We start from the raw sequence: 26,129 nt of genomic DNA, 5'->3' as shown, positions 1-26,129 counted from the left end.
ATTAAATCTTCTTAAACGATTGCTGAGCTGCTCGAATAATCTCATCAACCACTGCGTTATCGTGTGCAATCGATGTAAATCCAGCCTCATAAGCGGATGGAGCAAGGTAAACACCTTCGTCCAACATCGCATGAAAGAAGCGTTTGAAGGCTTCAATATCGGTTTTGGTCACTGCTTCGTATGAAGCTGGTACCGTCTGTGAAAAATAGAAGCCAAACATTCCACCAACACTGTCGACCGAGAATGGAATCTTAGCTCGATTGGCTTCTTGCTGCAATCCCGCCATTAATTTTTTTGTTTGTTCGGTCAAGCATTCAAAAAACCCGGGTCGCGAGATGATCTCCAAGGTCTTCGCCCCCGCAGCTACCGCAACAGGGTTGCCAGATAAGGTGCCTGCCTGATAAACATTACCTAAGGGAGCGAGCTTCGCCATAATCTCCCGCTTACCTCCAAATGCTGCCATGGGCATACCGCCACCCATGACTTTGCCCAGACAAGTTAAATCCGGCTGAATGCCATGCAAGGATTGGGTGCCGCCCAAGGCCACCCGAAATCCCGTCATCACCTCGTCGTAAATCAATACGGCGCCATACTGCTGGGTGAGCGAACGAACCGCCTTGACAAACTCGGGAGTCGCACGAATTAAGTTCATATTGCCAGCAATCGGTTCCAAAATTAATGCAGCGACCTGATCACCATGGCGCTTGAAGGCCTCTTCTAGAGCACCAACGTCGTTATAGGGCAGCACTAAGGTATGCTTCACTAAATCCTGAGGCACACCACCCGATGAAGGTGCATTCTTTGTGGAATCGGCAAAAGTGAGCAAACCAGAACCGGCTTTGACCAACAGGCTATCCGCATGGCCATGGTAACAGCCCTCAAACTTAATAATCAAATCACGATTCGTATAACCGCGGGCTAAACGCAAGGCACTCATGGTCGCTTCGGTACCGCTCGACACTAAACGAATTTGCTCGATTGCTGGCATTAACTCACAAATACGCTCAGCAAGATCAATCTCCCCTGCGGTCGGGGCACCATAGCTAAAACTCTGAGTTGCGGCACGCTGCACTGCTTCCACTACTTCTGGGTTCGCATGCCCAACAATCATGGGCCCCCACGACATGATGAGATCAACATAGCGCTTATCGTCGGCGTCCCAAAAATAAGGGCCTTCTGCACGCTTGATAAATCGCGGGGCACCCCCCACTTGCCGAAATGCCCTCACTGGAGAGTTCACGCCACCTGGAATCGTTTTCTGGGCGCGTGTGAAGAGTTGATCGTTTTGGCTCATGGCATTCATTAAAAAGTCTAATTCATTAAATGACGCACATCTCAAAATCATCTTTGCGCGCACCACACTCGGGGCACGACCAGTTCATGGGAACATCTTTCCACAAGGTTCCAGGCGCAATGCCATCATCCGGACAACCTTTGGCTTCATCGTAGATCCAGCCGCAGATCAGGCACATATAGGTTTTATATTCCATTTGTTATTTCTTTCAGATTGAAATCTTATTTTACGATTTCTGGGCATCGCTTCGCCCCCGAATCTCAAACTTGAAGAGTCTGCATTCCAAGGGGCCATTAAATAATGGGGTGCGTTTGGACTCTTTCATGCGTAAATGGCCCGGTAAGCCCATATCTGCAGTGAGAACAAAGATCTCCCAACCTGCAAAATGGTCTTTCAGTTGCTTACTAAACTGATCGAGTAGCATTGCAAACTTCGGATCGATCGGCTCTTTCACTAAAGGCTCTCGGCTCGTACGTCGTTTTTGCATGTATGCAGCCTTGCTATCACCAAAGACATGGGTTCGATCAGAGTCGCCACCCTTCATAGCTAGGCGCTCTCCATAAGGTGGATTAAATACCATCACCCCTTTTTGCCCTTCGCTTGAATCAATATTGGGCCTAATCGCGATTGCATCTAATTGTCGAACCACAGGCAATCCAGGCAACTGCGCGCGTTGCCAATTTGCCTTACACATTGCAATCATTTTCTCGTTGATATCGCTGCCACTAATTGCAATAGTGTCTTTCTGATGCCGATGCATTTCCGTCTTCGCAGCATCGCAAAGTGTTTGCCAGTTCTTTTTTTCCAGGGAGCTCAAAAAGGGCTTGAGTCGCAAAAAGCCAAAGCCACTTTGCATAACCGATGGCTTCCACGATACGGCTATATTTTGATCGGATGAGCCAAGTATGCGCGCTCGCAGCGCCCCCGCTGGAATATGAAAGGCTATCTGGGCAGCCTCAATCAAAAAGGTGCCGCTTCCGCACATGGGGTCATAAAGCGGCATTGCAGCTTGCCAGTTGGTCAATCGTAAAATCCCAGCAGCGAGATTCTCTTTAAGAGGCGCTTCACCCTTTTCCTCCCGCCAGCCGCGTTTGAACAAAGGCTCACCCGAGGTATCCAAATAGATGGTGGCGTGCTGTTGCGTTAAATGAACCTGAATCCGCACATCGGGATTGACTGTATCAATATTCGGGCGTCCACCCGTTTGCTCGCGCAAACGATCAACAATCGCATCTTTGATTCGTAAAGTAGCAAAGTTCAAACTCTTTAGAGGCGATCGTTGTGCGGTGATATCGACCCGAAGCGTTTGATTCGAGGAAAACCAATCTTCCCAACCAATCGCTTTTACTTGACGATAAAGATCATCCTCGGATTTATAGGGTCCGTCGGTCATCTTTAACAAAACACGACTGGCAATCCGTGAATGCAGATTCATTGCCATTGCTAAGGCAAGCGGTCCCTCAACCCCCATTCCGCCGGTTAAGCTTGACGGGGCTGGGTCAACCGATGATCGTCCCAATGCTTTTATCTCAGGTCGAGCAACAATCTCCTCGAGCTCTTGGGCTAAAACTGCCTCAAGTCCGCCCGGACAAACAATAAAAAATTTCACAATGGGGATCAGTTGGGCTTGATCACCACAAGGGCAGTGACCACTAGCATGAGTAAAACTGGAGCTTCATTAAACCAGCGGTACCACACATGGCTTTTGGTATTTTGCTTTTGAACAAATTGCTTAAGGAGACGCTTACATTGCAAATGGTAGCCAATCACAATCAGCACTAATAACACCTTCACATGCATCCAGATCGAGCCGCGGCCAACTCCGTAATACAGCCACAAAATGAGTCCCAAAGCGACCGCTGGCATCATCAGGATGGTCATAAAACGGTAGAGTCGTTGTGCCATACCGATTAAACGTTCATAGGCGATATCATTGGTTTCTTGTGCCAGATTCACAAAGATACGGGGTAAATAAAAAAGCCCAGCAAACCATGAGGCAATTAAAACGATGTGCAGGGTTTTAGCCCAAAGGTAACCATCAAACATAGAGTCTCTTTATCAAAATTACTGACGTATTTCACCGTGGCCCATCACCACATACTTCAACGAGGTGAGCCCCTCAAGACCAACGGGGCCACGCGCATGCAACTTATCGTTGGAGATCCCAATCTCGGCACCTAAGCCATACTCAAAGCCATCTGCAAATCGGGTACTGGTATTGACCATCACACTCGCACTATCGACTTCTCGCAAGAAACGATTGGCATGCTCTTGATTTTGGGTAATGATCGCGTCCGTGTGCTTACTACCATAATGCTCAATATGATCCATTGCCTCATCAAGACTCTCAACAGTCTTAATCGATAAGATCGGCGCCAGATACTCTGTGCGCCAATCTTCCTCAGTCGCATCGACCAAGTTAGCAAATTGATTCGATTCAAGCAAGGAGCGGGTCTTTGGATCCACACGCAATTCCACGCCTTTGTCTTGATAAATTCGGCAAAGCTTGGGTAAAACCTGAGGTGCGATCTTGCCATGAACGAGTAGAGTCTCCATCGCATTGCAAGGAGCATAGCGCTGGGTCTTGGCGTTATCACATACTTTAATCGCTAAATCAACATCGGCAGCCTCATCTATAAAGGTATGGCAAATACCATCGAGATGTTTGATCATGGGCACTCGACCATCTTGCATTAGCCGCGCAATTAAACTCTTGCCACCCCGCGGCACAATCACATCAATGTACTCGGTCATGGTGATCATTTTTCCAACCGCAGCCCGATCAGTCGTTTGCACAACCTGCACGGCATTGGCTGGCAATTGAGCGGCAGCCAGGCCCTCCTGAATTAATCCAGCTAAAAAGGTATTAGAGTCAATCGCCTCAGAGCCGCCGCGCAAAATGACGGCATTCCCCGACTTTAAGCATAGAGCTGCCGCATCAATCGTCACATTCGGACGTGACTCGTAAATAATGCCAATCACACCAAGAGGCACACGCATTTGACCAATCAAAATACCCGAGGGTTGCTGTTTAAAGGGGGAAATCTGACCGATTGGATCCTCCAGGGTGACGATTTGCTCTAACCCCATGGCCATGGTCTCGATCGATTTCTCGGTCATGGTTAAGCGATCCACAAATGCAGCGTCATGACCAGCGGCCTTAGCCCGCTCCACATCACGCGCATTGGCCGCGAGAATCTTTGCGACATTCCTACGAATAGCCTTCGCAATATTGCTTAATGCCTGATTCTTTTGCTCAGAACTGGCCCTGGCCATCGCCCTTGAAGCGAGGCGAGCTTGCTGACCAATGGTCAGCATCATTTGCTCAATCGAGGAGTTCATCGCATTTGCCATAATTGATACTCTAACGCAATAAAGAACCAACGAGTCGTAAGCCATCCCAAGGGTTGGCTGGAAGATCGCGAACCGATAGACCTTTGGCTTGCTTATCTAAGTTAGCAGCAAGCACTAGCGCTTGTTTGAGTTTCTTGGGTTGAATGCGCTTGAGAGCCACAGGGTAAAGCTTCTCGCGCTTTCCCCAAATGCGGTAATTACGCATGATGGTTGGCAAACTCTCTCCTGCCGCAAGCGCGGCTTGAGCCCGATTAAGTGTTCTTAGCTCATCGCTTATACCCCACAGAATCAGAGGCAAGGGCTCACCCTCACCTTGCAGGCCATCCACCATTCGATTCAGACGTGCCGCATCACCAGACAGCAGTGCTTCTGTTAGCTCAAATAGGTCATAGCGAGCAACCTTGAGAACCGCAGCACGAATTTGCTCATCGGTAATCACTCCGCTGGGATACAAAAGTCCTAGCTTCTGAATCTCTTGATGCGCAGCAATCAAGTTACCTTCAACCTGATCGGCCATCCATTGCAAACTGCGCAGCCCCGCTTCCCCAGGTTCAACGGATTGCAACTGCAGTGACATTCGCTTAGCAATCCATTGGGGTAATTGACTACGCTCAATCGAATCAATTTGTACTGCCATTCCGGCCTCATCAAGGGCCATAAACCAAGCTGAGCTCTTGGTTTTCAGATCAAGACGCGGAAGCTGAATGCACATAATCACGTCAGGCACTGAGCCGGCTGATCCTAGAGAAGTGGCAAAGTTTTTCAGTACATCCGCCCCCTCGCGACCAGGTTTGCCAGTGGGCATACGCAGTTCCACAAAGCGCTTATCGCCAAACAGGGACATGGATTGCCCGACACTTAATAACGATTGCCAATCAAAGTAGCGATCCTGAACCATCACATCGCGCTCAGTAAATCCTTGGGTTTTGGCAAATGCCCTGAGGCTGTCCACAGCCTCCATCATCAGAAGTGGCTCATCCCCCGAAAAAACATATAAGGGATTAAGGCTCTGGGAACCCTTCGCTAGACCAGCCAAATGAATCTGAAAGGCATCACTTTTGATCATTGAGATCGATCAAATCGTAAATTTATTTACTCACCCGACCGAGGGTGGCAATGCGACGCAAAATCTGCAGCGCCAAATCAGAGCGCATACTCTCTAAGAATTGTTGCTGCTGAATATCTGCCGATAGTACAGTTGACGTGGTGAAGTCAAGATCCCGAATCACATAAATGTCGGACTCTGGAATAACTTCGGCACCCGTATTGTCAAACGCACGAAATACAACCCGATTATTGAGTCGATACGCTGATATCTGACCCGTCGAGGTATAGGTCAAAATTTGCCGGGTACTATCCTCACTCACAATGTCCAGAATCAAATCGGCATCCTTGCCAGTTGTGACTACCTTTGCATTTGTTCCAGTCGCAATAATGCGCTCGAGGTCATAGCGTAGTTGGGGTGATGGCCGCCCTGAAATCAAAATCGATTTATATGGAATAGTGACTGATCCACGCAAACGAAAACCACAGGCAGTAAGTCCTGAAACTGAAATCAAGCCAAAAAGAGCGCTTTGCAGCAGTAGGCGACGATTAAGGTTATGGGGTGCGCTGCTCATCTATTTACGCAACCACATTCACCAAGCGGCCAGGAACCACAATGATCTTCTTGGGTACCGCGCCGTTTAAGAGTCGCAAAACAGGCTCTGACTGTAAGCTAATCGCCTCAATCGTATCTTTTGAGGCATCGGCTGGTACCTTGATTTGGCCACGGTGTTTGCCATTAATTTGCAGCACTAACTCAATCTCTGACTGAATCAAGGCAGACTCGTCCACTTGTGGCCAAGGTGCATCCAATAAAGAGCCAAAGTGCTTGGTAAATCCAAGGTCTTCCCACAACGCATAGGTGCAGTGTGGAACGACGGGATACAAAATGCGTAGCAAAATTCCAAGTGATTCCGAAAGCACTTCAGGACGAATCGAATTTACATCCTGATTTAACTTAAAGGGCTCTAACACATTCAACATCTTCATGGCAGCCGAGACCACGGTGTTGTACTGACGACGTTGATAGTCAAAATTAGCCTGCTTCAAAATCGTATGCACCTCAAAGCGCAGCTCTTTTTCAGTAGCATTGAGATCGCTTGGAAGGGACGAATGCGCTGTATGTAAAGATTCCGCTTGCGAACTCGCATAGCTCCATAAACGACGCAGGAACCGAGAAGCGCCTTCTACGCCAGCGCCGGACCATTCAAGTTGCTGCTCGGGTGGCGCAGCAAACATCGTAAATAGCCGTGCCGTATCAGCGCCATACTGATCAATCAGGGCTTGCGGATCAACACCATTATTTTTACTCTTGGCCATTTTCTCGACGCCACCGATCTGAACTGCTGAACCATCCTTAATCAATTTAGCAGCAATAGGACGTCCCTTCTCATCGAGATCCAATTCGACGTCCGCAGGATTAACCCACTGCTTTTTGCCACTCGAATCTTCTTTATAGAAGGTTTCGTTAAGAACCATCCCCTGCGTGAGGAGATTTAGAAATGGCTCATCAAACCGCACCAAACCTAAATCGCGCATCACCTTGGTCCAAAACCGAGCGTACAGCAGATGCAAGATCGCATGCTCAATTCCGCCAATGTATTGATCCATTGGCATCCAATAATCATTACGAGCGTCCACCATGCTTTCTGCATCGGGACCGGTGTAACGCATGAAATACCATGAGGAATCCACAAAGGTATCCATGGTGTCGGTCTCACGCCGTGCAGGCTTACCGCACTTCGGACAATCGACTTTTAAAAAATCTTCGCGTTTATTGAGAGGATTACCAGAACCATCTGGCACGCAGTCTTCGGGCAAGACCACAGGTAAATCCGACTCAGGAACTGGCACTTCGCCACAATCAGTGCAGTGGATCATGGGGATTGGAGTCCCCCAATAGCGCTGTCGAGAAATTCCCCAATCACGTAAACGATAGGTGGTTTTTAGCTCACCAAGACCTCGTTCTTTCAGATCTTTAGCAACGGCCTGGACTGCGTCTGGGTGCGATAAGCCGTCATAGGGCCCGCTGTAAATGCACTCAGTGTTCTCTTTTTGTGCATACCACTCTTGCCAGTGCGAGGTATTAAAAAGATCGGTTACCCCTTTAACAGCAATCACCTGCTTAATAGGCAAATGGTATTTATTAGCAAAGGCAAAGTCACGCTCATCATGGGCGGGAACTCCCATCACGGCACCATCGCCATACGACATCAGTACGTAATTACCAACCCACAGCGGAATGGGCTCATTGGTTAAGGGATGGGTCACATACAAACCGGTTGGCATACCCTCTTTTTCTTGGGTCGCCAGATCGGCTTCAATCACACTCCCGGTTTTGCAGCGTTCAATAAATTGCGCTAATGCTGGATTGGTTTGTGCCGCCTTGGCAGCCAAGGGATGCTCGGCAGCAACCGCGCAAAATGTAACGCCCATGATGGTATCAGCGCGTGTGGTGAACACATACATCTTGCCATCGTTAATGAAACGGCCGGCATCATCCTGAATTTGATGGGTAAATGCAAAGCGTACTCCATGGCTTTTACCAATCCAGTTTTGTTGCATGATCTTGACGCGCTCAGGCCATGCTAGATCATCGAGTCCCGTTAATAATTCTTCAGCATACGCAGTAATATTGAGGTAGTACCCAGGGATCTCACGCTTTTCAACCAAGGCACCCGAGCGCCAACCACGCCCGTCGATCACTTGCTCATTCGCTAAAACGGTTTGATCTACTGGATCCCAGTTGACGGTTTGGGTTTTGCGATAGGCAATGCCTTTTTCAAGCATCTTCAAAAATAGCCACTGGTTCCAACGGTAATAATCAGGCTTGCACGTTGCGATTTCTCGAGACCAATCAATTGCGAGACCCATCGAGGCCATCTGGCCGCGCATGTAATCAATATTTTGATAGGTCCATTGTGCGGGTGGCACATTATTCTGAAGTGCGGCATTCTCAGCAGGCATGCCAAATGCGTCCCAACCCATCGGCATTAAGACGTTGTAGCCCTGCATCCGCAGCTGGCGCGCCATCACATCATTGATAGTGTAGTTGCGTACATGCCCCATATGCAACTTACCGGAGGGGTAAGGCAGCATTGAACAGGCATAGAACTTGGGCTTTAATTGACCAGTAGCTGTCTTTGCATCTTCACTGACACGATAAACGTTCTCAGCTTGCCACTCATGATGTGCACGCGCTTCAATACTCCGAAAATCGTAATCTTTGGCTAAATGTTTATCCATTAATTGTTTTTGTTGTTAGGGATTAAATTATTTGAGGCCTAAGACGTCTTCCATATCAAACCAGCCTTTGGGCTGATTTTGTAAAAAAGTGGCTGCGCGTAAAGCACCTTCGGCGTAGGATTGACGGCTCGTTGAACGATGGCTAATTTCGATGCGCTCACCCTCACCGGCAAAGATCACGGTGTGATCACCCACAATATCACCACCCCGTATGGTTGCAAAACCAATGGTGCCTGGCTTACGCTCACCAGTGTGCCCCTCACGGGCATACACCGCCAGATCAGCCAGAGAATGCCCTTGGGCCTTGGCAATCACCTCACCCATTTTGATGGCCGTTCCTGAAGGTGCATCCACTTTATGCCGATGATGCGCCTCCACAATCTCGATGTCATACCCCTGCTTGAGTAATTGCGCAGCGACTTGCAAAATTTTGAGAGTAGCATTCACTCCCACGCTCATATTAGGTGCAAACACGATGGCAATGGTATCGGCAGCACTGCGAAGCTGTTGCAGTTGCTCAGCAGTAAAACCGGTCGTGCCAATAATCATTTTGACGCCTACCTGCTTCGCAGCCTCAACATGCAACAGAGTTCCTTCAGGTCTTGTGAAATCAATTAAATACTCAGCACCCGCCAATCCTTTGGCTAAATCAGACGTAATCAAGACATTGGTTTGTTGACCTAAAAATGCTCCCGCATCCGTTCCTAATAAGGGGCAACTAGGGTGCTCAAGAGCACCGGTTAATTGCGCATTGGATGATCTCAAAATCGTGTCGATGAGCATTTTGCCCATTTTTCCGGTCGCTCCCGCAACTGCAAATTTCATTGGCATTACTAGCTCTCTAATTAATTTTTAACAGGGGTAACCACCACATCAGGCTGCGGTGTTGGGGCCGGTAAATTATTGGGCTGACTAATCACCATCACCTCAGGGGGCGGTCTCTTTACTGGCTTGGGTGGCTTATTTTTACCCGTTAGCACTTCCCAAAAACTGCGCTTTTCACGCGCATAGTTATCAATCTCAGCCACAAGCTCTACTTCAGTGGGCAAGGCATCGCCATCAAACTTCACGAGTTTGTCGCCATCAAAAATTAATGTGACACGTCGCTCCTTACCAATCGTCTGGCCCTCACGTTTGAACTCAAATACATAATCCCAGCGGTTTGCATGAAAATAACTTGCCAGCAATGGTGTGCCCATTATTTGGCGCACCTGCTCGCGGCTCATGCCCACTTTCAGTTGAGAGTATTGCTCGCTGGATATAAAGTTACCTTGAACCACATCGGGGACATACGGCTGGAAAATACTATTCATCCAAGCTCGCTGAGTATTGTCAACCGCTGAAGTGCACGCACCCAAACCAACACAAGCACACAACACGATCAACATCCGTGATGCAAAAGCTCGATTTGGCTTACGGCAAGTAAAAATGCTAATCTGCATGGGTCAACAGTTCAACGTATCATTAAGTATCTGATTTTAGCGCCCAAATCTGCCAATCGAGCCAAACCGTATGAGCCAAAACGCCTCCCCTACCGATCTCCGTGAAATCGGTCTAAAAGTCACGGCGCCGCGCATGAAAGTCCTTGAGTTTTTTCAGGAAAATGCGAATTCACACTTTAGTGCCGAGGAGGTCTACATGGCCTTGGTCAAGGACAATTCCGATATCGGTTTAGCCACGGTCTATCGAGTTTTAACCCAGTTCGAGCAGGCTGGGATCCTACTCCGCAGCCATTTTGAGTCGAGCAAGGGTGACAGCCGTGCCATTTATGAGCTCAATGAGGGTAATCATCATGATCACCTTGTATGCCTAGACTGCGGCCATGTGGAGGAATTTGTGGATTCGGCGATTGAAAAACGCCAAAACGAAATTGCCAAATCCCTCGGGTTTAAGCTCCAAGAGCATTCTCTGGCGATGTACGGTCATTGCCAGAAAAAGAACTGTCGCAATAAGAAAAAGTAATTGATCCAATTACTCACTGAGCTTGTATGCCACAGTTCTACCTAGCGGGTGATTGGGCCCAATCTAATCTACCAAAACAACTTCTACCAGTTGATAATGATTTAGCCCATCACTTGCGCGTTCGTCGTATCGGAGCAGATGATGTATTCACTGTGTTTGATGGTAAAGGCCATACCGCGGTAGGAAGAGTCTCCAGAACGAACGAAACCTATTCCCAGATTGAAATTGAACAAATCCAAGAAGATCGCCAGCGCGAGCTCCCTTATCGCATAGACCTAATTCAGGGACTTGCCAGCGGTGACAAAATGGATTGGGTCATCGAGAAAGCTGTTGAAACGGGGGCGACAAGCATCACCCCCATTGAGTGTGAACGCTCGGTGGTCAAACTCAAACATGACTCAAAGCGACTAGAAAAACGTCTGCTTCATTGGCAGGCAATCGCGCAAGCGGCGTGTGAGCAATGCGATCGCAGCGTCATTCCAGAAGTTAACGCAATCCAACATCCTCGGGATGCATTCAAACAAAGTGTGGCTGGGTTAAAAATCCTTTTGAGCACAACGACCACCGATTCGCTGCATCAATTTCTAAATCGGCATCCACCCCAAAGCATTGCACTTGCGATTGGTCCAGAGGGAGGGTTTTGCCCTGAGGAAGAGGAATATGCCAAACAGGCTGGTTTTACCGCCTTATCACTTGGTCCACGCATTCTACGAACAGAAACGGCTGGGATCGTTACGATCTCAGCCGTAGAGAGTATTTGGAGCTTAAAGACGAGTTAAGCGAACGAGTAAAAGACTCGATATGGGACGCGGCGCTCTGACCAAAACTCAACGGCATCGCGGAACACATCCAGGAGGGTCTCCCTGGCTTCTTTGTCAAACTTTTGAGTGCAAGGCAAACCTTCGAGGACCACCACAAAACCTGGCTGAGGACCAGCTTTGTCAACCAAGGTTGTCAGAGCATCCAACAGGGGATCAAAGTTTTTAGCCTGCTGCTTGGTAAACATATAGGCGTTCGCGATTGCTTCGAGCACCTCACCCTTGGTATTGGCATTGGTGCAACTCGCATACACAAAGTGCTGGCCTAACTCTGTTGCAGCCTCGGCCAAATCACTGGTTCTGAATGCACGAATCGATTGCACGATATTGGGGCGCACACTGCGCAACATTGCTGGGGGACCAGCATCTCTCATCGCCAAAGCGGCACGCCAAGAAGCTGTCACTTTTTTTCCTAGGTCTTGATTAGCAGCATAGGTCTGAAGACGCGACAGTCCGCCTTGGGCATAAATGCTCGCCGCCGAGATCTCGCGATCGGCTTGATCATTTCTGTCCCAATTTTCTGCGCGGCTGTGATCTTCGACGCTTGCTGAAGTAATGTTTTCAGGCAGAATATTCATGATGGGTAATAGGTTACCCTTATCCCGCCCCCAAATCAAGCCCAATCCAAGAACTAATTTGATAAGTTATTGATTTTTATCAATAATTTAAAAGTGAGCAACTACTTACTAAGTATATTTCCCTTTTAAAATAAGCCCCTGGATTGGCTGGCGGCCTCTACGACCGCAAGCGTGCTCACATTGACAATCCGGCGCACCGTGGCCGCCGGAGTCAAAATATGGATGGGTTTTGCAACCCCGAGCAAAAGGGGTCCGATAGCTACGCCATTACCAGCAGCCGTTTTCAATAAGTTATAAGAAATATTGGCAGCATCAATATTAGGCAAAACCAATAAATTAGCTTCGCCACGCAAGCTTGAGTTCGTAATGGCGCCTGCGCGGATTTCAGGATCTAAGGCGCAATCGCCGTGCATTTCGCCATCAACCTCAAGTTCTGGAGCGGCTTTTTGCAAAATTGCCAGTACCTCACGCATTTTTGCAGCCGATGGAGCGTCGCTGGAACCAAAGTTCGAATGCGAAAGCAAAGCAACTTTCGGGGTCATACCCAACTTGCGCATCTCGCTCGCAGCTAAGAGTGTGATTTCAGCTAACTCGGCAGCGCTTGGATCAATATTGACATGGGTGTCCACCAAGAAGACTTGGCGATTCGGCAGTATCAGCCCCGACATTGCTCCATACACTGTCGCACCCGGTTCATGACCAATCACCTCATCAATGTATTTCAAATGAATGCCGGTGTTACTGATTGTGCCGCAGATCATGCCATCTGCCTGTCCCTTTTTAAGAAGGATGGAGCCAATTAAGGTATTACGGCGGCGCATCTCGAGCTTTGCGAAGGACTCGGTTACCCCCTTGCGCTCTGTGAGCTGCAAATAGGTTTGCCAAAAATCCTTAAAGCGTGAGTCACTTTCTGGATTAACGATCTCAATATCGACTCCTGATTTCATGCGCAACCCGAACTTCTCAATGCGATGCTCAATCACCGATGGGCGACCAATCAGAATGGGGTTGACCAAACTTTCATCGAGCATGATTTGCACGGCACGCATCACACGCTCATCTTCGCCCTCACAAAAGACGATGCGCTTTTGCTCCATTGGGATCTTCTTTGCGATCCCAAACAAGGGCTTCATGACCGTTCCCGAGTGATAGACAAACTGCTGCAATTGATCCTTGTAGACAGCAAAATCTTTAATTGGGCGGCTTGCAACCCCACCGTCCATCGCGGCCTTCGCAACGGCTGGCGCAATGACCGTAATTAGGCGCGGATCAAACGGTTTCGGGATTAAATAATCTGGACCAAAAGCCAGGTTCTCAGAACTGTAAACGGCCGCCACCACATCACTTTGTTCTGCTTGAGCTAATTCAGCAATTGCCTTCACTGCCGCGATTTCCATCTCGGTGGTGATGGTGGTTGCTCCCACGTCTAAGGCCCCGCGAAAGATGAATGGGAAGCACAGGACGTTGTTGACTTGATTGGGGTAATCCGTGCGTCCGGTAGCCATGACGGCATCAGGACGAACCAGTTTGACCTCCTCAGGCAAGATCTCAGGGGTTGGATTTGCTAAGGCAAACACTAGCGGCTTATCTGCCATTTTGGCAACCATCTCCGACTTCAAGACGCCGCCAGCCGATAAGCCCAAAAATACATCAGCCCCCTCAATCACATCACCCAAGGTACGCTTGTCGGTCTTTTGCGCAAACGGAGATTTTTGCGGATCCATGAGTTCAGTGCGGCCCTCATAAACCACACCAACAATATCAGTTACCCAAATATTGCTCTTAGGCAATCCAAGATGAACTAGTAACTCCAAACACGCCAGTGCAGCCGCGCCGGCACCAGATGTCACCAACTTGACCTTCGTAATATCTTTACCAACGACTTTTAGGCCATTAAGAATTGCCGCCGCCACCACAATGGCTGTGCCATGTTGATCATCATGAAAGACGGGAATCTTCATACGCTCACGGAGTTTGCGCTCGACCAAGAAGCAATCAGGAGCCTTTATGTCCTCGAGGTTAATTCCGCCAAAGGTTGGTTCCAGGGCGGCAATCACCTCAACCAATTTCTCGGGATCGCTTTCGTTGACTTCAATATCAAACACATCAATCCCTGCAAACTTTTTAAAGAGTACCGCCTTGCCCTCCATGACCGGCTTACTGGCGAGTGCGCCAATATCACCCAAACCCAATACAGCCGTACCGTTGGTGACCACCCCAACCAAATTGCCTCGTGCGGTATAGCGAAATGCAGTGGCGGGGTCTCGCTTGATTTCTTCACAAGCAGCTGCTACTCCTGGTGTATACGCCAAGGAAAGGTCGCGCTGATTGGTTAATTGCTTGGTGGGAGCAATCGATATTTTGCCGGGGACCGGAAACTCATGGTACTGAAGGGCAGCTTCACGTAAAGCCTTAATTTGCTCTTCTTTGTTTTGATTGGATTTGTTGCTAGATTGACTCATAGGGTTTCGCGGATAATGGGATAAAGGGGCTTGAAGCCTTAAACAAGAATGCCAAAAGCTCTATTCTATTCCTCTAAAGCCCTCTCTTTGTATGCCCTCTTAAACGGCAGGTCCTGAAAGAATGGGCCTTAAAGCCCGCCTACAATACAAGGATGACGAAGCAATTCCCTCAGAACCCGCCATCTGATACCCAGAAACTAGGGGAATTTGAGTTAATTCGCGATATTTTCATGAAGCGCGCCGAACAAATGATGAGGGCTAAACCGCAACATGCTCCGCTTCTTAGCATTGGCGATGATGGGGCAGTGGTTGCTTGTCATCCAAACGAGGAACTGGTGATCACAACCGATATGTTGGTGGCCGATCGCCACTTCTTTGTGGATACCGACCCTTACCTCGTCGGGAAAAAATCCCTGGCGGTTAACTTATCGGATCTTGCCGCAATGGGTGCTAAGCCGACCGGATTTACTCTGGCGCTCGCCTTACCGAAACAAAAGCAAGCATGGTTACATGGATTTGCGAATGGTCTTTTTGACTTAGCCGATCTATTTGATTGCCACCTAATTGGCGGCGATACCTGTCAAGGGCCATTAACGATTAGCATCACGGCTTTTGGTGTGGTTCCAAATGGACAAGCGATTAAACGATCGGGCGCTCAGGTGGGCGACTCCATTTGGGTCTCTGGTGCACTGGGCGATGCTCGTCTAGCACTCGGATGCATTCGTAAAGAATGGTCTTTGGATCTAGGCGCCGAAGAACTCAATCAGATCAATCAACGCCTTCATTCGCCGCTGCCCCGAGTGGCACTCGGAATTGCTCTGCGTGAAATCGCAACGGCAGCCTTAGATGTGTCAGATGGATTATTAGGCGATTTGCGACACATTTTGGAGGCCTCCCATGTGAGCGCCAAAATTAACCTGGATGCCCTACCCCGCTCAACAGTGTTGCGGCGACAAGATCAGGCAATTCAGTATCAATGCGTAGCCTCTGGTGGCGATGACTATGAGCTTTGCTTTACTGCAAACCCAGATCAACATGACACCATTACGAGTCTCTCGAAAGAACTCGGGCTTCCTCTGACTTGCATCGGTCAAATTATCGAAGCCCAGGATGAAAGTTTATTGATACTCGAGGATGGCGATGGCATACCACTAAGCCTCGAAAAGTCCCAAGCGCTGCTGAGATCTTTTGATCACTTTCGAGATTAGGCATTTATGAGGTCAGCTCACTGCCCGTCTCTGAATTGGATGCTGGGATCCGTGCATCGGGTATTTGGTATCGGCTTTGGGGTCGGCCTTGCTCCAATTGCTCCAGGCACGGCTGGCACCCTGCTTGCCTGGGCTTTGTTTTTGATCCTCAACGCAATTCTTTCAACAACGGTCATGTTTGTTCTACTTAGCGTTGGAACGCTTTATGGACTATGGGCTTGCGGGCAATGTAGTCACGATCTAGGCCGCCCCGATGATGGCTCGATTGTTTGGGATGAAATCATCGCCTTTGCTTGGATCCTACAACTGCTTGAATCCAATGATCTTTGGGTGCAAGCAATTGCATTTTTGATCTTTCGGTTTTTCGATGCCGCCAAACCTTGGCCTATCAATCGCATCGATCAATACTTTAAGAAAAACTGGATCCATCAAGAACATATCAACTCATCGCAGATCATCAAACACGGCTTTGGGATCATGATTGATGATCTCATCGCCGCTCTCTTTACTATTTTGATCATGATGCTTGGAATACACTGGCTCGCATGAACTCATCGATCACCTCACTGACTCAACAATTAGCTCAAACCTTGTTGTCTAAAGGTTTCAAGATTGCCTTAGCCGAGTCATGTACTGGGGGCTTATTGGCTGCGCACCTCACCAGCCTTGCCGGATCCAGTGACTGGTTTGAGCGGGGCTTTGTCACCTATAGTAATCAAGCGAAAGAAGAGAGTATTGGCGTAGCGCATTCGCTCATTGAGTGCTACGGGGCCGTGAGTGAAGAAGTTGCTCGAGCGATGGCCGAAGGCATTCTTAAGAACAGTCTTGCCCAAGTTAGCGTAGCCATTACTGGAATTGCAGGCCCTGGCGGAGGAACTGCGAATAAACCCGTCGGGATGGTTTGCTTTGCTTGGGGAATGCGAGTGGTTGATCAGATCCAAACCCGCTCACAAACGAAACACTTTAGCGGTGATCGTCAGAGCATTCGGGAGCAGGCTTGCGTTTACGCGATCGAGTCACTCCTTGCGCAACTCACTGCAAGCGAGTCCCACTAATTTGACTTCAACCAGCCTTTGTGGCGGAAGTAGCCCAAGGGAATCATTGCCGAGATGATCATGCTGATGATTGCCAGTGGATAGCCCCAGGTCTCTTTGAGCTCGGGCATGTATTCAAAGTTCATACCCCAAACGCTTGCCAATAAGGTTGGGGGCATTAAGGCGACCGAGACCACAGAGAAGATCTTAATAATTTTGCTCTGGTTCAAGCTAATAAAACCCACCGTGGCGTCCATTAAGAAGTTAATCTTGTCAAATAAGAATGCTGTGTGATTTTCTAGCGAATCAATGTCACGCAAAATCTGACGTGCCTCTTCTTGCTGCTCGTCGGACAATAATTTGCTTCGCATCAGAAATGACAGTGCGCGCCGTGTATCCATCACATTGCGTCGAATACGGCCATTGGTATCCTCTTCGGTAGCAATCGTCTCAAGAACTTCTGCTGCGTCGGCGTCGGTGATCGTTTCTGATAAAACACGTTTGCCCGCGCGCTCAAGATTTTCATAAACCTCTTCAAGCGCATCGGCCGAGTACTCGGCATCGGTTGAGTACAAGTCAAGGAGCACATCCTTCGCATTACTGACCGAGCCCGGACGTAAACGCGCCCGTAAGCGCACTAGACGGAACACTGGTAAATCTTCATCGTGGATGGAGAACAAGACCTGATTGGTCAGAACGAATGCCACCCTCACGTTGCGTGATGTATCTTCTTCGTCAAGCAAAAAGTCGGTGCGAATATGCAGATGCCCATCGTCTGCCTCAAAATAGCGTGCAGACGCCTCCAAGTCCCCAAGGTCGTCCAACTCAGGCAGTTGGACTGCAAAAGCCTCTTTAATCCAGAGAAGCTCTTCCTCTTCAGGATCGATCACATCAATCCAAATTGGATTGTGGTGTTGGAGCAGTTCATTGCGATCTTCGACTTGCTCTTGCGATAGACGGCCATTTTGTAGGACGAACAAGTTGATCATGGTGAACTCCCGACGAATGCGCTAGTTTATCCTATGCACTATGAATCGTTCATTACATTTGGCAAAAAATCCGGGGTCCTTTCGGGATCAGATCGAGGCTGCCTGGGCATCCCAGGGCAGCATGCTCTGCCTGGGTCTAGACCCCGACCCCCAGCGCTTCCCGCCCAGCATGGGTAAAGGCCCCAAAGCCATCCTCAGCTTTTGTAAGGAAATTGCGGATTCATGCGCCGACCTGGTGTGTGCATTTAAACCACAGTTTGCCCACTTTGCCTCCCAACGGGCAGAGGATCAACTGGAAGAACTAATTGCCCACCTCAAAAGATCCTACCCACAGATCCCCATTATTTTGGATGCCAAACGGGGTGATATTGGTAGCACCGCCGAGCATTACGCACTAGAAGCGTTTGAGCGTTATGGGGCCGATGCCGTCACAGTCAATCCATACATGGGTAAAGACTCAATTGAACCCTATCTTCAGCACCCCGGTAAAGGGGTGATCATCCTGTGCCGCACCTCCAATCCGGGTGGATCCGATATACAAAACCTTCCCATCAACAGCAACCAAGCAGTGTTTGAACGCGTTGCACACCTTGCCAAAGAGTGGGATCAAGTGGGTCAAATTGCACTTGTGGTGGGAGCTACCTTTCCCCAAGAAATCGCCCGAGTTCGAGCCATCGTCGGCGCCATGCCCTTACTCATCCCTGGAATCGGGGCGCAAGGCGGGGATATTGAAGCGACGGTTGCTGCGGGGCAAGTAGCGAATAAACCCGGAACGGGAATGATGATTAACTCATCGCGCGCCATTTTGTATGCGAGCAACGGAAAAGACTTTGCAGACGCTGCCAGAAAAGTAGCAATAGCAACCCGTGATGCGATTCGCTCCGCACAAGCCAAATAAGATAGATGGTTTGTGTTGCTAACGGTTTTTAGGTAAGACTACGCGATCCATATTCTCTAAGATAAATTGTTGGCGCAGGCCAAAATCAATACTGCCGCGTTTGCAGTACTTACTTTTATCAAAACATTTGGGTGCCGGTAAGGCAGATGCTAATGCGGCTGCCTGTTCGCGACTAATATTTTTGGGATTAGCCACGTAGTAGTGAGAAGTCGCTGCACCAATCCCAAAAATCCCCTCGCCCCATTCGACGGAGTTCATATAAATCTCAAGAATGCGTTGTTTGGAAAGCATCAGCTCCAAAAGACCCGTAATCACCAGCTCTTGTGCTTTACGTAGGTAGTTTTTTTCAGAGGAAAGAAATAAATTCTTGGCCAATTGCTGGGTGATTGTGGAGCCACCGCGTACCACCTTACTGCCGCCCTTTTGGTTTCGCTCCCACGCTTTTTGCATATCGTCAATCCGAACGCCGTTGTGCTTAAAAAAGATATCGTCTTCACTGACCAAAATCGCCCGCTTTAAGTCGTTACTGATCTGCTCGTAAGAAACCCAACGATGCTGAATTGGACAGCTCAAACTCCAGTGACAAAGGCGCCAACGTTCAGCCCTCTGAAATGCCGTACTGCTTGGATTCATGAATGCCCATAATCCAATCTGAATCACAAAGTAAAGCTGCAAACCAATTGCTCCCCAAGCCATACATTTGAGGAGATACATGACCCATGGCATGATGATTACGCGTTGCGCAGTTGTGCAACAACAGCTCGAGTATCTAAACGTTTGATGTCCACTTGACGCCACTGACTAAACGCAATAGCTGCTTGCTCGACTAACATTCCTAATCCGTCACTGATCCGACAGCCGCGCTGTAAGGCTTGTTCCATAAATACGGTGGTTTTACCGTACACCAAATCATATGCAAAGCCGCCGGTGCAAAAGACATGGTCTGCCGCTAATGTGCTTAAAGGACTTTGGTCCTCAAGACCAGCTGAGCTCGAATTAATCACGAGTGAGAATGCAGGAGTTGCATGATTCTCCAATTGAGCGGTGCTACTTGCCATTAACTCCACGTCAAGCTCTGTTGCCAGAGGCTGAAATATCGACACAAGCTCGTGGGCTTTTTGAGCGGTGCGATTAGCAATCCAAATCCGTTTGGGCTTTTGATGTAGCAGTGGCTCAAGGATCCCGCGACTTGCACCACCAGCCCCCACGATCAGGACATCTGCTTCATGAATGACCACTCCTTGAGACAGTAGATCAGCCACCAACCCAGCCCCGTCGGTGTTATCACCGCAGAGCATCCCGTCCTTTTGCCAGACGGTATTCACAGCACCCGCTAAACGCGCACGGGTGCTCAATTGCTGACATAGCTGATACGCATCTAACTTGAATGGGATCGTAATACTTGCGCCTTGACCACCGAGTGCAAAAAATTGGGTGAGCATTGCTGCGAATCCATCCAGTGGTGGCTGAATCCTTAAATAATCGATTTCTTGCTGGGTTTGTATCGCAAACTGCTCATGAATCAGCGGGGACTTACTATGCCCAATCGGATTGCCAAATACCGCATAAATATTTTTACCAACAAAACGATTTGGCTTCAGCTCAGTCAAAAAGGGATAGTGACTCATGGTTTGGCACCCCTTAATTCCAGTCGATTGCCAGATTGATCTTTCAAATCGCGTGTGAACTCAAACGTTGAAACCCAATCCAAAACATCGATCTGCTGACGCATCTCACTTGGAAACGCTCCGAACGGAGCGGCGGCGCGCACAATCGCCACTGCTTGACGATCAAGCTCTGGAATACCGGATGAGCGACTTACTTCAATACCCTCACGCCCTTTGACGTTATTAGTAATTCGACCCTCTGCATCAACACTAACAGTTAACACCAAGCTACCATACAACGGCCGACCCTGGACGCGAGGAAAAAAAGTATTGCCATAGGCTTCAATCTTTTGACGCATACCATCATAGTAATATGCAAACGCAACCGTTTTGGTACTGCTTGCACTAAGGACCGCGCGACGTGGAAGACGACCCTCAGGGCTAAGTCGTCTAGCAAGCTCGGCTTCCAACGCATTGGTCTGAGAGAGCTGTTTAGATTCTTCGCCCGATCGCATTCCACTGGCCTGTTTTTTATCGGTATCTAATTTGGATAACAATTGCTTTTGGCGCTTCTCAAGTGCCTCTAACTTAGCATCGGCACCCAAGTGGGCGCGGTGCAATGCACTCGCATCCTCCCGAATAGTGAGGCCCCCACCATCCAAATTAGCCTGTGCTAATTTCTGTGCTTTTTGAGGAGGCGCGGGGCTTGATGCATTCACGAGCACAATACTCAATGGTGTATTGAAACGCCTCTCGGTTTCTGGCGGATTGAACCAGCGCTGACTCAATAGGGCAAGGTGAACCAGCAGAGATATGGCTAATGCGATCCATAGCGGCTTAATAGACCGACTCACCTCAAATGAATGCAGAGCCAGTCTCATTCTGGTAAATCCCCTTCTACCTCAGCACTAACTTCACTCGGGCTGGTTTCCAGCTCAAGCACACGGGCCTTAGCAGATAGGTCTAAAAGATCTATATCCATAACTTCGATCTTAGCGCGGGTGAGACGAGGATGACTCGCCAATTCAGGGATGGGCAAATGCAGTGGAATAGGCTCAATACGCGCCATACCCTCTTTCAAATGACGTGCGTAAATTGAATGGGGCAATCCAGATTGAGCCAACCAACGCAAGCACCAATAGCGCTCCATGCGTGACTGATATTCCCCGTACTGAAGATATACCGTATCGAAATCAGCGGCAATTCCCATGATCTCAGAATCTTTTGGCGGAAAGGGAGCTGTCATCTTCGCTGTTACGCCATTTCGAATCATGGCAATCAATTGCCATTGATTTACAAGATCTGCATACCGACGTAATGGCGAGGTACACCACGCATAACAATCAACACCCAAGCCCTCATGAGGGCCAGGGGTGGTTTGCATGCGCGTGCGCATCGCTCCCCAGCCTTTTTGGGTTCGAAATAAAGCTGGTAAACCATGCGCAGCCAGCGCTTGTCCCCAAACCCGATTACATAAGATCATGCATTCGGCCACGATGGTATCCAAAATAGAACCGCGAGTACGGGGCTCAATCACAATTTCATTGCCTGACGAAGTGATCTTGAAATTGAAATCACGGATTAAAGCATTTGGATCAGCTTGACCCAAGACCTCGGCTCGCAAGCCGTCTTTGACACGCTGCTCTTGACGTTTTTGATGCTCATTTTGAGCCAAAGCCCACAATCGAGTCAGTGCTTCGTGATGCGGTAATGATGAGTTCTCTTGGACCAAGAAGGCTTCGTCAACTAGTGGTTCCCAATCGTCTAAGCGAAGATTAGTTTCAATCGGCACTAACTCGAGAGCACTTTGCACAGGCGTCTGGGTTCGTTGGCCAGAGGCATCTATCTCAAGATATAAAGAAATGGCAGGACGAGCTGAGCCTGCATCCAAAGAGAAATGCTGAACAAACTGCTCTGGCAACATGGTAATTTTGTCACCGGGAAAATAAACAGTCGACATCCGCTCGCGTGCGACTTGATCAAAACGATCGCCCTTCTGAATCAGTAAACCCGGTGCTGCAATATGAATACCCAATCGATAAAGGCCATCACCGATAGGCGTTAATGACAAGGCATCATCAATTTCAGTGGTACCGGCGTCATCAATTGAAAAGGCCTTCACTTGCGCAATCGGTAAGCCAGCAATGGCCTTTTCAAACTCTGCGTCAGTAAATCGAAAATCACTTGCAAAGCCCGTGCCTTTCGGAAAATGGGTCTGCACAAATTGGCCATGATGGTAAGACTGCGGGGAATCCAAGGCAGCACAGCGCATCAGCAAACGCGCCGGATGTTCGCCCGTCTGTTCACAGGCCCCATGAAAAGCCTTGTATGCCAAGCTATTTTTATCTGGACGAAACAGTAAACTATTCACCTGCGTATGTAAGGCTTCTGGCAGCCTTCCTTCAATCAGTTCCACCTGCCAAGCCTCTTGTTGTAAAAGCTCTCTTTGCTTGCGTTCGATTGCTGCTAATCCAGCTTGCAACTGCTCGAGTGGCGCCCGCATAAAGACACCGCGCCCCTTGCGTCGAAAGTAAACAGGTGCCCCTTGTAATGCAATCGCCAAACCGATTAATTGGGGTGTACCAACAGTGTCCCCAAAATACTCTTTAGCAATTGTCTGGAATGAGAATTCTTGATCGGGCGCGCAGTCCCATAGAAGTTGTAAGTCAATCGTTGTAGCAATATCATGCGCTTGTTCAAGAGCGTCTTGAGGATTCGCCTGATCAAGTTGCAGCCATACCTCTTTAGCCTTTAGCTTGAGATGCTTGCCTGATAAAGCGCTTGCCTGCCATGACTGAGAGTCTCCAGTCCCAGAGGTTGACAAGATAGTGGCAATACGTAACTCACCACCTTCCTCGTACAGTAAATGCATTAAAGCGAAATCCCGCCACTTGCCTCAATGGTTACGCCATTGACATAACTGGCTTCATCGCTCGCTAAGAACAGATACACATTCGCCATTTCCTCGGGAGTGCCCAAGCGTGCCATCCACGAACGCTGCTCAATACTTTGCAAAATGTTCTCGGGCATCGCCTTGACCATCTCAGTTGCAATGAATCCAGGACACACGGCATTTACCCGAATCCCTTTTTGACCGAACTCACGGGCCCAGGTTTTGGTAAATCCAATTACGCCAAATTTAGTGGCAGAGTAATTGGTTTGCCCGAAATTACCATAGATGCCAACCACACTCGAAGCATTGACGATAGCCCCTTTTTTAGCCTCTAGCATATGAGGAACCACCAATTGGGTGCAATTAAAGACGCCTTTGAGATTGACATCAATCACCGCATCAAATTGTTCCTCGGTCATTTTCACTAAACGTGCATCTTGAGTAATGCCAGCGTTATTAATTAATATGTCAATGCGTTGATGTTTAGAAATAATGTCGTCAACCGTACGCTGAATACTGGCTCGATCGGTAACATTCAACACATAGGGTTCAGCATGCTTGAGTTGGCCGACGGCCTCCATCACCGCAGCTTCATTTAGATCGGCCAACATGACCTTGGCACCCTCCTCGGAAAACCGTTTGGCAGTTGCAAAACCAATTCCTTTAGCTGCTCCAGTAATAAGTGCCACTTTGTTTCGTAAACGCATACCAATTCCTCTAATTAGGGATGAAGGTGCTCTAAGCGAGCCAGAATTTTTTGATGAACCCCACCAAAGCCGCCATTGCTCATCACCAAAATATGATCATCAGGTTTGGCTTCGCTACATACCGCTTCAACTAAGCGCCCAAGATCATGAAAGCTTTTCGCTTTAGAGCCCAATGGCGCAATCGACTCTTGCAAATCCCAACCTAAGGCATCTTTGCCACTAATTGCTCCATAGGCAAAGACCAAATCAGCTTCTTTCAAGCTATCCGGAAGCTGTGACTTCATAACACCAAGCTTCATGGTGTTGGAGCGTGGCTCAAGTACCGCCAGAATTCGTGCCTCACCCACTTGTTTGCGCAACCCATCAATGGTGGTGGCAATTGCCGTTGGATGATGGGCAAAATCGTCATACACATGGACTCGATGCTTCTCACCGATGAGCTCTAAGCGTCGCTTCACATTTTTGAACTCCGCTAAAGCGAGGGCGGATTCTTCTGGGGTGATGCCAATATGATGGGCAGCCGCAATCGCTGCTAGTGCATTGAGTTGATTATGAACACCCATCACACCCGAATGCCTTGCCCAATGAACTTCCGCGCATTTCTTGCCCTGATAAATAACTGCAAAATCAGCTCCACCTTTGCCGTCTGCATTTTGCATATCCTCAAATGACCATTCGCTGTTACCGGAACCAAAGCGCTCCAAAGGTGACCACAATCCGCGCTCGATCACGCGATCCAATGACTGCTGTGAACCATTCGCAAGCACCAGGCCTGTTTGTGGAATGGTTCGGACTAAATGATGAAATTGGGTTTCGATCGCCGCTAAGTCTGAAAAAATATCGGCGTGATCAAACTCGAGGTTATTCAAAATCGCGGTTCGTGGCCGATAGTGCACGAACTTACTACGCTTATCAAAGAAGGCGGTGTCATATTCGTCAGCCTCGATCACAAAATGGCTCCCATCACCTAAGCGAGCCGATACTGCAAAGTTCAATGGCACACCGCCAATTAAATATCCGGGCTTGCGGTGATTGCGCTCCAAAATCCAGGTAAGCATGGCCGTCGTTGTGGTCTTGCCATGCGTTCCAGCAACTGCCAGCACATGCCTACCGGACAACACCTGCTCGCCCAACCATTGGGGGCCTGAGGTGTACGGCAAACCTTGATTCAGAATCTCTTCAAGCAAAGGGTTTCCCCTGGAGACCACGTTCCCAATCAGAAATAAATCAGGTTTCGATTTAAATTCACGAAGTTGATCGGGGGAGTATCCTTCGATTAATTGAATACCTTGGGCTTCGAGCTGGGTACTCATTGGAGGGTAAACATTTGCATCACAACCGGTTACCTCATGACCGGCTTGTCTGGCAATTGCCGCGATCCCACCCATGAAGGTGCCACAAATGCCTAAGATATGAATATGCATGCGTGGATTTTAGCTAAGGAGAGTCATGAACCGTCGTCATTTTCTAATTGCAAGTGTGGTCGCCATTGTTGCTGCCGTCGCAGGTGCTTTTATGGCCAATCGCAGAACTGCCCTCAAGTCCGCCTCGCAAGATGCTGTCAAAGCCCTTTTTGACCGCGAGTGGTTTTCTCCAGACCAAAAGCCCATTTCGACCCAAGATTGGAAAAATAAGGTTTTGGTCGTCAATTTTTGGGCCTCCTGGTGCCCGCCCTGTGTTGAAGAAATGCCCGCTTTGGACAAAGTTCAGGGGGAATATGACCCTAAAAAGATGCTAATTGTCGGTATCGGTATCGATTCACCCTCGAATATTCGTCAATTTATTGAAACTACCATTATTTCTTATCCCATTGTTTTAGGTGGACTTGGTGGCAACGACATCAACAAAATGCTAGGAAACCCATCGGGAGCCCTACCCTTCACGGTAGTGATCAATGCCAAAGGGGATATCACAGGTAGAAAATTAGGCAAGATCAGCGAAGATGAGCTTAGAAAGATCATTAAAGACGCAATTTAATTAAAATTAGCTACTTTTAGACCAATATTGAAAATGGCTTAGACGGCCATTTTTCGTT

At 48.7% G+C, this 26,129-nt stretch carries 26 protein-coding genes; 7 read left to right on the top strand and 19 right to left on the bottom strand.

Features of this window, described 5'->3' with window-relative positions; all coding sequences use genetic code 11:
- Position 1 precedes the first annotated feature (1 nt).
- Genes hemL through QUE61_RS01170 form a run of 10 tightly spaced genes read right to left on the bottom strand, consistent with a single transcriptional unit; the run spans position 2 to position 10,380 of the window.
- Entirely contained in the window at positions 2-1,294 is a 1,293-nt protein-coding gene (gene hemL / locus QUE61_RS01215; protein ID WP_286307149.1) for a glutamate-1-semialdehyde 2,1-aminomutase, read from the bottom strand.
- A 25-nt stretch (positions 1,295-1,319) separates the two neighbouring features.
- Positions 1,320-1,490, bottom strand: a complete 171-nt coding sequence (locus QUE61_RS01210; RefSeq protein ID WP_108507762.1) for a rubredoxin — start codon at positions 1,488-1,490, stop codon at positions 1,320-1,322.
- A 30-nt stretch (positions 1,491-1,520) separates the two neighbouring features.
- The gene (locus QUE61_RS01205) at positions 1,521-2,903 is read right to left on the bottom strand and encodes a THUMP domain-containing class I SAM-dependent RNA methyltransferase (RefSeq protein ID WP_286307148.1); all 1,383 of its coding nucleotides are present in this window, start codon (positions 2,901-2,903) and stop codon (positions 1,521-1,523) included.
- An 8-nt stretch (positions 2,904-2,911) separates the two neighbouring features.
- Entirely contained in the window at positions 2,912-3,340 is a 429-nt protein-coding gene (locus QUE61_RS01200) for a CopD family protein (RefSeq protein WP_286307147.1), read from the bottom strand.
- Positions 3,341-3,358: 18 nt separating this feature from the next.
- The gene (locus QUE61_RS01195) at positions 3,359-4,636 is read right to left on the bottom strand and encodes a glutamate-5-semialdehyde dehydrogenase (protein WP_286308230.1); all 1,278 of its coding nucleotides are present in this window, start codon (positions 4,634-4,636) and stop codon (positions 3,359-3,361) included.
- Between the two features lie 22 nt (positions 4,637-4,658).
- Positions 4,659-5,714 (bottom strand): DNA polymerase III subunit delta, encoded by a 1,056-nt coding sequence (gene holA / locus QUE61_RS01190; protein ID WP_286307146.1) that lies wholly within the window; start codon positions 5,712-5,714, stop codon positions 4,659-4,661.
- Between the two features lie 22 nt (positions 5,715-5,736).
- The gene (locus QUE61_RS01185) at positions 5,737-6,267 is read right to left on the bottom strand and encodes an LPS-assembly lipoprotein LptE (RefSeq protein ID WP_286307145.1); all 531 of its coding nucleotides are present in this window, start codon (positions 6,265-6,267) and stop codon (positions 5,737-5,739) included.
- 4 nt (positions 6,268-6,271) lie between these two features.
- Positions 6,272-8,938 (bottom strand): leucine--tRNA ligase, encoded by a 2,667-nt coding sequence (gene leuS, locus QUE61_RS01180; RefSeq protein ID WP_286307144.1) that lies wholly within the window; start codon positions 8,936-8,938, stop codon positions 6,272-6,274.
- Positions 8,939-8,965: 27 nt separating this feature from the next.
- Entirely contained in the window at positions 8,966-9,763 is a 798-nt protein-coding gene (gene dapB, locus QUE61_RS01175) for a 4-hydroxy-tetrahydrodipicolinate reductase (protein WP_286308226.1), read from the bottom strand.
- A gap of 20 nt (positions 9,764-9,783) precedes the next feature.
- Positions 9,784-10,380, bottom strand: a complete 597-nt coding sequence (locus QUE61_RS01170) for an outer membrane protein assembly factor BamE (protein ID WP_286307143.1) — start codon at positions 10,378-10,380, stop codon at positions 9,784-9,786.
- A 70-nt stretch (positions 10,381-10,450) separates the two neighbouring features.
- Between QUE61_RS01170 and fur the strand changes: the two genes are divergently transcribed.
- A complete protein-coding gene (gene fur, locus QUE61_RS01165) occupies positions 10,451-10,900 on the top strand; it encodes a ferric iron uptake transcriptional regulator (RefSeq protein WP_215371220.1) in 450 nt (149 codons plus the stop codon).
- A gap of 26 nt (positions 10,901-10,926) precedes the next feature.
- Entirely contained in the window at positions 10,927-11,679 is a 753-nt protein-coding gene (locus QUE61_RS01160; RefSeq protein WP_286223915.1) for a 16S rRNA (uracil(1498)-N(3))-methyltransferase, read from the top strand.
- Here the strand turns inward: QUE61_RS01160 and QUE61_RS01155 are convergent.
- Positions 11,676-12,296, bottom strand: a complete 621-nt coding sequence (locus QUE61_RS01155) for a barstar family protein (RefSeq protein ID WP_108509280.1) — start codon at positions 12,294-12,296, stop codon at positions 11,676-11,678. The two genes, QUE61_RS01160 and QUE61_RS01155, sit on opposite strands and share 4 nt — an antisense overlap.
- A gap of 125 nt (positions 12,297-12,421) precedes the next feature.
- Positions 12,422-14,758 carry an NADP-dependent malic enzyme gene (locus QUE61_RS01150; protein WP_286307142.1) on the bottom strand — a complete coding sequence of 779 codons (2,337 nt, stop codon included), beginning with the start codon at positions 14,756-14,758 and terminating at the stop codon, positions 12,422-12,424.
- A 152-nt stretch (positions 14,759-14,910) separates the two neighbouring features.
- Between QUE61_RS01150 and thiL the strand changes: the two genes are divergently transcribed.
- From thiL to QUE61_RS01135, 3 genes are read left to right on the top strand one after another with little or no spacing between them, the layout of a single operon-like run.
- Positions 14,911-15,966, top strand: coding sequence for a thiamine-phosphate kinase (gene thiL, locus QUE61_RS01145; RefSeq protein ID WP_286307141.1), 1,056 nt, complete (start codon positions 14,911-14,913; stop codon positions 15,964-15,966).
- Between the two features lie 6 nt (positions 15,967-15,972).
- Complete coding sequence (locus tag QUE61_RS01140) at positions 15,973-16,515, top strand: phosphatidylglycerophosphatase A family protein (protein WP_286307140.1); 543 nt, start codon at positions 15,973-15,975, stop codon at positions 16,513-16,515.
- On the top strand, positions 16,512-17,021 hold the full coding sequence (locus QUE61_RS01135) for a CinA family protein (protein ID WP_286307139.1): 510 nt from the start codon (positions 16,512-16,514) through the stop codon (positions 17,019-17,021). The genes QUE61_RS01140 and QUE61_RS01135 overlap by 4 nt, the downstream gene beginning before the upstream one ends.
- Here QUE61_RS01135 and corA read toward each other — a convergent pair.
- Positions 17,018-17,989 (bottom strand): magnesium/cobalt transporter CorA, encoded by a 972-nt coding sequence (corA, locus tag QUE61_RS01130; RefSeq protein ID WP_108507748.1) that lies wholly within the window; start codon positions 17,987-17,989, stop codon positions 17,018-17,020. The two genes, QUE61_RS01135 and corA, sit on opposite strands and share 4 nt — an antisense overlap.
- A gap of 40 nt (positions 17,990-18,029) precedes the next feature.
- On the opposite strand from corA, the gene pyrF reads away from it, so the two are divergent.
- On the top strand, positions 18,030-18,887 hold the full coding sequence (gene pyrF / locus QUE61_RS01125; protein ID WP_286307138.1) for an orotidine-5'-phosphate decarboxylase: 858 nt from the start codon (positions 18,030-18,032) through the stop codon (positions 18,885-18,887).
- Between the two features lie 18 nt (positions 18,888-18,905).
- Here the strand turns inward: pyrF and mtgA are convergent, their stop codons facing one another.
- Genes mtgA through mpl form a run of 6 tightly spaced genes read right to left on the bottom strand, consistent with a single transcriptional unit; the run spans position 18,906 to position 25,518 of the window.
- Complete coding sequence (mtgA, locus tag QUE61_RS01120) at positions 18,906-19,613, bottom strand: monofunctional biosynthetic peptidoglycan transglycosylase (RefSeq protein WP_353506491.1); 708 nt, start codon at positions 19,611-19,613, stop codon at positions 18,906-18,908.
- Positions 19,614-19,618: 5 nt separating this feature from the next.
- Positions 19,619-20,515: a shikimate dehydrogenase gene (gene aroE, locus QUE61_RS01115; RefSeq protein WP_286307136.1), complete on the bottom strand. Its 897-nt coding sequence runs from the start codon at positions 20,513-20,515 to the stop codon at positions 19,619-19,621.
- Complete coding sequence (locus tag QUE61_RS01110; protein WP_286226916.1) at positions 20,512-21,375, bottom strand: energy transducer TonB family protein; 864 nt, start codon at positions 21,373-21,375, stop codon at positions 20,512-20,514. Before QUE61_RS01110 ends, aroE begins: the two co-directional genes overlap by 4 nt.
- Complete coding sequence (locus QUE61_RS01105; RefSeq protein WP_286307135.1) at positions 21,372-23,366, bottom strand: ribonuclease catalytic domain-containing protein; 1,995 nt, start codon at positions 23,364-23,366, stop codon at positions 21,372-21,374. Before QUE61_RS01105 ends, QUE61_RS01110 begins: the two co-directional genes overlap by 4 nt.
- Entirely contained in the window at positions 23,366-24,094 is a 729-nt protein-coding gene (locus QUE61_RS01100) for a beta-ketoacyl-ACP reductase (protein WP_286307134.1), read from the bottom strand. The genes QUE61_RS01105 and QUE61_RS01100 overlap by 1 nt, the downstream gene beginning before the upstream one ends.
- A 14-nt stretch (positions 24,095-24,108) precedes the next feature.
- The gene (mpl, locus tag QUE61_RS01095) at positions 24,109-25,518 is read right to left on the bottom strand and encodes a UDP-N-acetylmuramate:L-alanyl-gamma-D-glutamyl-meso-diaminopimelate ligase (RefSeq protein WP_286307133.1); all 1,410 of its coding nucleotides are present in this window, start codon (positions 25,516-25,518) and stop codon (positions 24,109-24,111) included.
- A gap of 25 nt (positions 25,519-25,543) precedes the next feature.
- On the opposite strand from mpl, the gene QUE61_RS01090 reads away from it, so the two are divergent.
- On the top strand, positions 25,544-26,071 hold the full coding sequence (locus tag QUE61_RS01090; RefSeq protein ID WP_286307132.1) for a TlpA family protein disulfide reductase: 528 nt from the start codon (positions 25,544-25,546) through the stop codon (positions 26,069-26,071).
- Positions 26,072-26,129 lie beyond the last annotated feature (58 nt).

The sequence above is a fragment of the Polynucleobacter sp. HIN5 genome, assembly GCF_030297555.1.
GTDB lineage: Bacteria > Pseudomonadota > Gammaproteobacteria > Burkholderiales > Burkholderiaceae > Polynucleobacter.
This window is presented reverse-complemented; position numbering and strand designations above follow the sequence as displayed.

Bases quoted from the DNA above. Each gene is read 5' to 3' on its own strand.
- hemL (WP_286307149.1), bottom strand. From the start codon at position 1,294: ATGAGCCAAAACGATCAACTCTTCACACGCGCCCAGAAAACGATTCCA.
- leuS (WP_286307144.1), bottom strand. From the start codon at position 8,938: ATGGATAAACATTTAGCCAAAGATTACGATTTTCGGAGTATTGAAGCG.
- QUE61_RS01170 (WP_286307143.1), bottom strand. From the start codon at position 10,380: ATGCAGATTAGCATTTTTACTTGCCGTAAGCCAAATCGAGCTTTTGCA.
- QUE61_RS01210 (WP_108507762.1), bottom strand. From the start codon at position 1,490: ATGGAATATAAAACCTATATGTGCCTGATCTGCGGCTGGATCTACGAT.
- QUE61_RS01195 (WP_286308230.1), bottom strand. From the start codon at position 4,636: ATGAACTCCTCGATTGAGCAAATGATGCTGACCATTGGTCAGCAAGCT.
- QUE61_RS01155 (WP_108509280.1), bottom strand. From the start codon at position 12,296: ATGAATATTCTGCCTGAAAACATTACTTCAGCAAGCGTCGAAGATCAC.
- QUE61_RS01100 (WP_286307134.1), bottom strand. From the start codon at position 24,094: ATGCGTTTACGAAACAAAGTGGCACTTATTACTGGAGCAGCTAAAGGA.
- fur (WP_215371220.1), top strand. From the start codon at position 10,451: ATGAGCCAAAACGCCTCCCCTACCGATCTCCGTGAAATCGGTCTAAAA.
- QUE61_RS01110 (WP_286226916.1), bottom strand. From the start codon at position 21,375: ATGAGACTGGCTCTGCATTCATTTGAGGTGAGTCGGTCTATTAAGCCG.
- aroE (WP_286307136.1), bottom strand. From the start codon at position 20,515: ATGAGTCACTATCCCTTTTTGACTGAGCTGAAGCCAAATCGTTTTGTT.
- corA (WP_108507748.1), bottom strand. From the start codon at position 17,989: ATGATCAACTTGTTCGTCCTACAAAATGGCCGTCTATCGCAAGAGCAA.
- pyrF (WP_286307138.1), top strand. From the start codon at position 18,030: ATGAATCGTTCATTACATTTGGCAAAAAATCCGGGGTCCTTTCGGGAT.
- QUE61_RS01140 (WP_286307140.1), top strand. From the start codon at position 15,973: ATGAGGTCAGCTCACTGCCCGTCTCTGAATTGGATGCTGGGATCCGTG.
- dapB (WP_286308226.1), bottom strand. From the start codon at position 9,763: ATGAAATTTGCAGTTGCGGGAGCGACCGGAAAAATGGGCAAAATGCTC.
- thiL (WP_286307141.1), top strand. From the start codon at position 14,911: ATGACGAAGCAATTCCCTCAGAACCCGCCATCTGATACCCAGAAACTA.
- QUE61_RS01105 (WP_286307135.1), bottom strand. From the start codon at position 23,366: ATGCATTTACTGTACGAGGAAGGTGGTGAGTTACGTATTGCCACTATC.
- QUE61_RS01135 (WP_286307139.1), top strand. From the start codon at position 16,512: ATGAACTCATCGATCACCTCACTGACTCAACAATTAGCTCAAACCTTG.
- mtgA (WP_353506491.1), bottom strand. From the start codon at position 19,613: ATGCCATGGGTCATGTATCTCCTCAAATGTATGGCTTGGGGAGCAATT.
- mpl (WP_286307133.1), bottom strand. From the start codon at position 25,518: ATGCATATTCATATCTTAGGCATTTGTGGCACCTTCATGGGTGGGATC.
- QUE61_RS01150 (WP_286307142.1), bottom strand. From the start codon at position 14,758: ATGAGTCAATCTAGCAACAAATCCAATCAAAACAAAGAAGAGCAAATT.
- QUE61_RS01160 (WP_286223915.1), top strand. From the start codon at position 10,927: ATGCCACAGTTCTACCTAGCGGGTGATTGGGCCCAATCTAATCTACCA.
- QUE61_RS01200 (WP_286307147.1), bottom strand. From the start codon at position 3,340: ATGTTTGATGGTTACCTTTGGGCTAAAACCCTGCACATCGTTTTAATT.
- QUE61_RS01185 (WP_286307145.1), bottom strand. From the start codon at position 6,267: ATGAGCAGCGCACCCCATAACCTTAATCGTCGCCTACTGCTGCAAAGC.
- QUE61_RS01090 (WP_286307132.1), top strand. From the start codon at position 25,544: ATGAACCGTCGTCATTTTCTAATTGCAAGTGTGGTCGCCATTGTTGCT.
- holA (WP_286307146.1), bottom strand. From the start codon at position 5,714: ATGATCAAAAGTGATGCCTTTCAGATTCATTTGGCTGGTCTAGCGAAG.